8 protein-coding genes are annotated in these 6,571 nt (G+C 66.8%); 5 read left to right on the top strand and 3 right to left on the bottom strand.

Annotated features, from left to right (window positions below; translation table 11 throughout):
• Window positions 1-660 (bottom strand): DEAD/DEAH box helicase (locus tag VNW74_RS05510; RefSeq protein ID WP_325675593.1); only part of this gene is annotated, 660 nt, incomplete at its 3' end.
• Window positions 661-1,041: 381 nt separating this feature from the next.
• Here VNW74_RS05510 and VNW74_RS05505 point away from each other — a divergent pair.
• The 4 genes from VNW74_RS05505 (at window position 1,042) to VNW74_RS05490 (ending at window position 4,328) form a co-directional block, all read left to right on the top strand.
• Window positions 1,042-1,533: a DUF309 domain-containing protein gene (locus VNW74_RS05505; RefSeq protein ID WP_325675592.1), complete on the top strand. Its 492-nt coding sequence runs from the start codon at window positions 1,042-1,044 to the stop codon at window positions 1,531-1,533.
• Window positions 1,534-1,653: 120 nt separating this feature from the next.
• Window positions 1,654-2,391: a GAF and ANTAR domain-containing protein gene (locus VNW74_RS05500; RefSeq protein ID WP_325675591.1), complete on the top strand. Its 738-nt coding sequence runs from the start codon at window positions 1,654-1,656 to the stop codon at window positions 2,389-2,391.
• A 39-nt stretch (window positions 2,392-2,430) separates the two neighbouring features.
• Complete coding sequence (locus tag VNW74_RS05495) at window positions 2,431-3,234, top strand: adenylate/guanylate cyclase domain-containing protein (protein WP_325675590.1); 804 nt, start codon at window positions 2,431-2,433, stop codon at window positions 3,232-3,234.
• 143 nt (window positions 3,235-3,377) lie between these two features.
• The gene (locus tag VNW74_RS05490; protein WP_325675589.1) at window positions 3,378-4,328 is read left to right on the top strand and encodes a class I SAM-dependent methyltransferase; all 951 of its coding nucleotides are present in this window, start codon (window positions 3,378-3,380) and stop codon (window positions 4,326-4,328) included.
• 3 nt (window positions 4,329-4,331) lie between these two features.
• On the opposite strand, the gene VNW74_RS05485 is transcribed toward VNW74_RS05490, so the two are convergent.
• Together VNW74_RS05485 and VNW74_RS05480 are read right to left on the bottom strand one after the other, a co-directional pair.
• Window positions 4,332-4,955 carry an RES domain-containing protein gene (locus VNW74_RS05485; protein ID WP_325675588.1) on the bottom strand — a complete coding sequence of 208 codons (624 nt, stop codon included), beginning with the start codon at window positions 4,953-4,955 and terminating at the stop codon, window positions 4,332-4,334.
• Window positions 4,948-5,463 carry a hypothetical protein gene (locus tag VNW74_RS05480; protein ID WP_325675587.1) on the bottom strand — a complete coding sequence of 172 codons (516 nt, stop codon included), beginning with the start codon at window positions 5,461-5,463 and terminating at the stop codon, window positions 4,948-4,950. Before VNW74_RS05480 ends, VNW74_RS05485 begins: the two co-directional genes overlap by 8 nt.
• Window positions 5,464-5,537: 74 nt before the next feature.
• Here VNW74_RS05480 and VNW74_RS05475 point away from each other — a divergent pair, with 74 nt between their 5' ends.
• Window positions 5,538-6,482, top strand: coding sequence for a class I SAM-dependent methyltransferase (locus tag VNW74_RS05475; RefSeq protein WP_325675586.1), 945 nt, complete (start codon window positions 5,538-5,540; stop codon window positions 6,480-6,482).
• The last annotated feature ends 89 nt before the right edge of the window (window positions 6,483-6,571 follow it).

Here is a 6,571-nt window from a genome sequence, read left to right as displayed (position 1 = left end):
CTCGGACACCGGCGAGTTCACTTCGTCGACCGAGTGTGTCATCTCGTTGCGCAGGAACCGCCTGACCAGCTTGTCGACCGCGTTGTCGAGCGTCGCGGAGAACAGCAGTCGCTGACCACCGGCCGGGGTGGCGGCCAGGATGCGGATGACGCCCGGCAGAAAGCCCAGGTCGGCCATGTGGTCGGCTTCGTCGAGCACGGTGATCTGCACCGAGTCCAGGCTGATCAGGCGTTGCCTCATCAAATCCTCCAACCGGCCCGGACAGGCGACGACGATGTCGACTCCTGACTTGAGCGCGGCCACCTGACGGTTTTGCGGCACCCCGCCGAAGATCGTGCCGACCTTCAGGTCGTGGGCGGCTGCCAGCGGGGCGAGCACGGCGGTGATTTGCGTCGCCAGCTCACGGGTGGGCGCCAGCACCAGGCCGGCCGGCCGCGAGGGCCGTCGCTTGCCGCGCGCCAGCCGGGCAGCCAGCGGAATGGCGAAGGCCAGTGTCTTGCCGCTGCCGGTCTTGCCGCGCCCGAGGACGTCGCGGCCGGCGAGCGTGTCGGGAAGGGTGTCGACCTGGATTGGGAACGGGTTGGTGATTCCTTGTGCGGTGAGCACGTGGATCAGCTGTTCGGGTACGCCGAGATCGGCGAAAGTTGTTTCGGTAGTCACGGTTTCGGTGCCTCTCAGGCATCGGGTGTGCCGCGCCGTCGCGACGGGATCGTCATGCGGCGTCAGCACAAGGTGGCGAGATTGCCAGTGGGCAAAATCGATCGCCGCGAGAAAATCCTGTGCTGGATGCACTAATCATCTTCGAACCGGTAGTTCCGGTGGATGAAGGAGCGTTCCACGACGTGTCAGCATCTGTGTTGGTGACGCCAACGTTGTTCCACAGCCTACCTGATCAACCGTTCACCGCCCTCAACAGGTGATATGTGTCACCTCTGCGGGCATGCATGCGTGTTTGCTTGGCGGCGCGCTGAACTGGGCGCCTGAGGCGGCGACTTGTCGACAGGTCTTCTGCGGATCTCGCGGGCTTGCGATGATCGGCGCATGCCCGAGCGTGACCGCGACGAGTCCGGCCGACCCCGAAGCACCCGCCCGCGCGATGCTCTGGGCCGACCACTGCCCCGTGGCAGTCAAGGCATTCCACCGATCCCCGATGACCTCGAGCTGGCACCGGCGGAAACCCTTCGCTACGCCCAGGACCTCCTGGACCAGGGGCTGGCGTTCAATGCGCACGAGGTCCTCGAGGCGGCCTGGAAGAACGGCCCTGACGACGAGCGGATGCTGTGGCAAGGCCTGGCACAGCTCGCGGTTGGCATCACCCACGCCCAGCGCGGCAACGTCAAAGGCGCGATCAGTCTGCTGCGCCGCGCCTCGGCCCGTCTTTCCCACGGCGACCGCCCGGCACGCCATGCGATCGACATCGCTGGTTTGGTCGACTTTGTCGATGCGCTCATCGACGACCTCGCGGCAGGTGTGGAGATCGCGCCGGAGCGGCTACGACCACGTCTGGTTGTCGTAGAACCCGATAGCGGGTAGCGGCTAATGGCGGCGGTGGCGTGTCGCGCGTACCGTGGCCTGATTCGCAGTGAAGGTCGGCTCGGCCCCGGCTTCGCGCTTTTAGGCTCAACTACTTCCGCTAGTGAGCAGAGAATATAAATGCCACAGGAACAGCAGAAACCGTCTGAATCGGGTGCCAGCCCGCTCGTCGACGTGGCCGAGGCTCTACGCGACGTCGCCCGATCGCTGGAGGCCGAACCGGACCTGCAGCACGTGCTAGAGGCCATCGTTGCGTCGGCCACCGACACGGTCCCCGGCGCTGAACATGCCGGGGTATCGCTCCGCGAAGGCAAACTCTTGCGGACCGTCGCCTCGACCAGTGACCTGACGGAGCGAATCAACAACATCGAGCACGAACTCGACGAGGGCCCCTGCCTGCAGGCGCTACTGGATCATCGCAGTTACCGGATCGACGACATGTCACAGGACACTCGGTGGCCCCGGTTTGCCGCGGCCGCCGAAGCGCACGGTGTCCGGTCGATGCTCGGATACAAACTCTTCACCAGCGGCCGAAACCTGGGGACGCTCGATCTGTACTCCTCGACACGGAACGCGTTCGACGCTGACTCCGAAGTCATCGGGGAGTTGTTCGCCGCACACGCCGCGATCGCGCTGACCGGGTCCACTCAGCAGGCCGAATTTCGCAGAGCGCTCTCGTCCCGCGACACCATCGGGATAGCCAAAGGAATCCTGATGCAGCGCGAACGCCTCACCGACGTCCAAGCCTTCAATCTGCTGGTCTCCACGTCGCAAAAAGCCAACATCAAAATCCACGACCTCGCCGTCTGGTTAGTAGACAACGTCAACGACGCCGCGAGCCACCCGCCTAAGCGATAATCGGGCAGTGCTAGCGCCTGCCGCGGGTCCGAACGAACAGTGACCGTACCCGTGCTGGTGGCAGCTGCCACCGTCGAATTGGCCGGCATCATCGGGCTCGGAGTTCTGCTGATCGTTTCTCGGCGGCAACTAAAGGGGGCACGGAGCGCACTCGAGCGCAGCCGACAAGACAGGCCCCGCCGCCGGCGCCGCGGAGTCGCGCCGTTCGCCATCAGGACGGCCTGGCAGACGGCCGACTCGCTGATCAACAAGGGCATCGGCGCCACGGTGCGCAATTCCATCGAGGACCTCGCAGGCTGGGCCCAGGTCGAGCGGCCCGATCTCGCCAGGCTGACCGCCGACGGCCAAGCCGTGATCGTCTTCTCCGATATCGAGGGTTCCACCGAGCGCAACGAGGAGTTGGGCGATCGACGATGGGTCCAGTTGCTCGACCGGCACAACAAACTCATTCACAAGCGCGTTGAAGATTACGACGGCCACGTGGTCAAGAGCCAAGGCGATGGATTCATGATCGCCTTTTCCGATCCCCGACAAGCCGTCCGCTGCAGTATCGCCGTGCAACAAGCCCTGCAGGAGAGCGCTGAGCACTGGGACCAGATCCGGGTGCGCATCGGCGCTCACATGGGTACCTCGGTCAGACGCGGAGACGACCTCTTCGGGCGCAACGTGGCGATGGCGGCGCGGGTGGCAGGGCAGGCCGACGGCGGCGAGATCCTGATCAGCGAACCGGTGCGCGAGGCGGTCGAAGGCCAGTCCGACATCCTCCTCGGCCCCGCTCGCGAGGTCGAACTCAAGGGGTTCCGCGGTAGCCATGCTGTGTATCCGGTCGAACTGCCGATCTGACGGCGACGTGGCGAGAGCGTCGCCCAGATAGCGCTCCATTCCGGTGAAAAGCCTGGTGCTCTGGGCCTTTTGCACCGGACGGCGACTCACAGCCAATCCGGGTACCGTCGGCAACGGCATGCCCGAGTGGATGAGGAGCGACAGTGGCGAGAACCGACAACGACAGCTGGGAGATCACCGAGAGCGTGGGAGCGACGGCGCTAGGTGTGGCGGCCGCCCGCGCGGCCGACACCGAAAGTGACGATCCGCTGATCGACGATCCGTTCGCGCGAGTGTTCCTGGACGCCGCCGGCGACGGCATCTGGAACTGGTTCGGCAACCCCGACCTGCCTGACCAGATCGCCGAGGTCGCCCCCGACATGCCGTTGCGGATGCAGGGCATGCGCGACTACATGGCCTCGCGGACGGCGTTTTTCGACGAGTTCTTCATCGACGCCACCGAGGCGGGCGTGCGGCAGGTGGTGATTTTGGCGGCCGGCCTGGATTCGCGGTCGTGGCGGTTGCCGTGGCCCGACGGGGTGACGGTCTACGAGCTCGACCAGCCGCGGGTGCTGGAGTTCAAGGCCTCGACGTTGCGGGAGCGCGGCGCGCAGCCGACGGCCAACCTGGTCAGCGTTCCGGTCGACCTGCGGCAAGACTGGCCGACGGCGTTGCGGCAGGCCGGGTTTGACCCCGCCGCGCCCAGCGCCTTCACCGCCGAGGGGATACTGCCGTTTCTGCCGTCGGCCGGCCAGGATCTGCTGTTCGAGCGCATCCAGACGCTGACCGCGATCGGCAGCCATGTCGCCGTCGAGGCGCCCGGCCCCGACTTCGCCAACCCGGCGACCCGGGACCGGCAGCGGGAGCAGATGCAGCGCTACCGCGAGCTGGCTAGCCAACTGGGCGGCGAGGAGCACGTCTTCCCCGACTTCGACGAGCTGTGGTACTTCGAAGCCCGCACCAATGTCGGCGACTGGTTGCTCGAACACGGCTGGGATGTGTCGGTGCTGACGACCGAGGACATGATGGCCCTCTACGACCGCCAGCCTCCGGAGGGCCTCGAGGACGGGTCGCCGGACACCCTGTTCGTGTCGGCGCAGCGCTCGGTGTCCTAGCGGCTACGTGTCGCCGCCGATGTCCCAGTTCACGGTGAAGTCTTGGCGCAGCACGAGTTCGGTGAGGATGTCGTCGCGCTCCGCGAGTGGCCACGACTTGCATGCGAACGCGTCGAGGCTGAAGAAGGCGTAGTTGACCGAGCTCTCCGGGGTGGTGCGCGGCCGATACACCAGGGCATCCAGGTCGTTCCACCAGCGCTGGACGGCGTCGGCGAGCCGATGACAGGTGTCCCACACGTCGGGATGCTGGCCGGTGCTGATCTGGTCGTCGACGCCGAGGATGTCGAGGTTGGCCTCGGTGCGCAGGTCGAAGACGCGCAGATGCCTGGTGGCGGTCAGCCGCACCAGATGGTGGGCGGCGTGGTCGGCGGGGATCACCAGCCCGGTGGGCCGGTAGCGCTCCCGGAACGCGCCGGTGAATGTGCTTGCCGCGTAGCGGGTTCGGAACGCGCCGGATTTCGGGTCGAAGCGGAATCGCGCGGTGGGGAAGCCGTCCCAGCTCCACTGCGTCGGCGGGGTGGCGTCGACGCGCCACAGTTCGGTGCCTTTGTCGACCCGCCGGCGGCGCAGGCCGACGGGTCGGATGTCGGGCAGCGGCGCCCGGTAGCCGGCCGGAAGGTCAGGCACCGACGGCGGCGAGCATCCGCCACGCGGTGTCGGCGGTCCTCGGACGGCGCAGCGCCGCGGCGATCGACACGCCGCCCAGGTCGTCGTGCCGCAGCCGCATGATGCGATCGGCCGCCAACGGGTCGGAGGTGAAGTGCGTGAGCAACTCCAGGATCCGGGGCAGGTCGGGTCGTGGGCGGTCGTCGTCGAACTGCCAGGCCGGGAACCAGGTTTGGTTGCCGACCGCGGAGCCGAGGAGTTTGCCGCGGCTGCGCAGCCGGTGGACGGCCTGCGGCGTTTTCAGGCCCAGCCGGGCTTGGACCTGCGGGGTGGGCAGCGAGCCCTCGACGAACTCGCGCACCAGGGCGCCGCGACGCTCGTCGTTGAGGCTGCGGGCGGCGATGCGCTGCAGCGTTCCGTGCGGCTCTGTCGGCGCGTCTAGAATGGCGTCAAGGACCTCGGCGAACCCGGCGTCCTTTTGTGCGCGCTCTGCGACCTGGCGGGCAAGGGGGGCAAGGGCAGTGGACATAGCTCCATGCTACCAGGCGCGCGTGCAATCGAAACAATTGAAACAAACTGATGTGGTCGGCGAGGGAGGACACGATGGCGAGAACTGATAACGACAGCTGGGAGATCACTGAGAGTGTGGGCGCCACGGCGCTGGGTGTGGCGTCGTCGCGGGCGGCGGAAACTCGAAGTGCGAACCCGTTGATCCGCGATCCGTTCGCGCAGGTTTTCCTCGATGCCGCCGGCGACGGGGTGTGGAACTGGCAGTCCGTGCCGCTGCCGCCCGAGGTCATCGAAGCCGAACCCGAGGTTCCGCTGCAGATGCAGGCGATGATCGGCTATATGGCGTGCCGGACAGCGTTTTTCGATGGGTTCTTCCTTGATGCCACGCGCGCGGGCATCCGGCAGGCGGTGATCCTGGCGGCGGGCCTGGATGCGCGGTCGTGGCGGTTGCCGTGGCCTGATGGGGTGACGGTCTATGAGCTCGACCAGCCCAAGGTGCTGGACTTCAAGGCGTCGACATTGCGTGAGCACGGGGCCGAGCCGGCGTGCCATCGGGTCGCTGTTCCGGTGGACCTGCGTCAGGACTGGCCGGCGGCGTTGCGGCAGGCCGGTTTTGACCCGGCGGCGCCCAGCGTGTGGTCGGCCGAAGGGCTGACACCGTATCTGCCTGCCGCGGCATCAGACTTGCTGTTCGAGCGTGTGCACGAGCTCACGGTGACCGGCAGCCGCGTCGCCGTGGAGGCGCTGAGTCCCGACTTTGCTGACCCCGAGGTGCGGGCTAAGCGGCGTGCGCGGCTGGATCGGATACGGGAGGTGCTGGCCAAATTGGACCCGCGGCGGGAGATCCCCCGCAACGACGAGCTGTGGTACTTCGACGAGCGCGAAGACGTCGGCGAGTGGTTTGGCCGCCACGGCTGGGACGTGACGGTGACGACCTCGTACGAGCTGACGGCGAGCTACGGACGCTCGCCGGCCGCTGAGGTTCAGGACACCACCCCGCACAACCTGTTCGTGGCGGCGGAGCGGGTGGAGTCGTAGCGGCTCCGTTGCAGCCGACGCGGACGGCAACATCAACAAGCACAAGAATCACACTGGCATCCCTCGTATCGCGAATTCAGGGGCTTGCT

It is taken from the genome of Mycobacterium sp. (assembly GCF_035570115.1).
GTDB lineage: Bacteria > Actinomycetota > Actinomycetes > Mycobacteriales > Mycobacteriaceae > Mycobacterium.
The sequence above is the reverse complement of the archived record's forward strand: the minus strand, read 5'-3'. Positions and strand labels throughout refer to the sequence as shown.

Excerpts from the sequence above, each read along its gene's own strand:
- VNW74_RS05505 (WP_325675592.1), top strand. The coding sequence starts at position 1,042 with ATGCCCGAGCGTGACCGCGACGAGTCCGGCCGACCCCGAAGCACCCGC.
- VNW74_RS05500 (WP_325675591.1), top strand. The coding sequence starts at position 1,654 with ATGCCACAGGAACAGCAGAAACCGTCTGAATCGGGTGCCAGCCCGCTC.
- VNW74_RS05480 (WP_325675587.1), bottom strand. The coding sequence starts at position 5,463 with ATGTCCACTGCCCTTGCCCCCCTTGCCCGCCAGGTCGCAGAGCGCGCA.
- VNW74_RS05475 (WP_325675586.1), top strand. The coding sequence starts at position 5,538 with ATGGCGAGAACTGATAACGACAGCTGGGAGATCACTGAGAGTGTGGGC.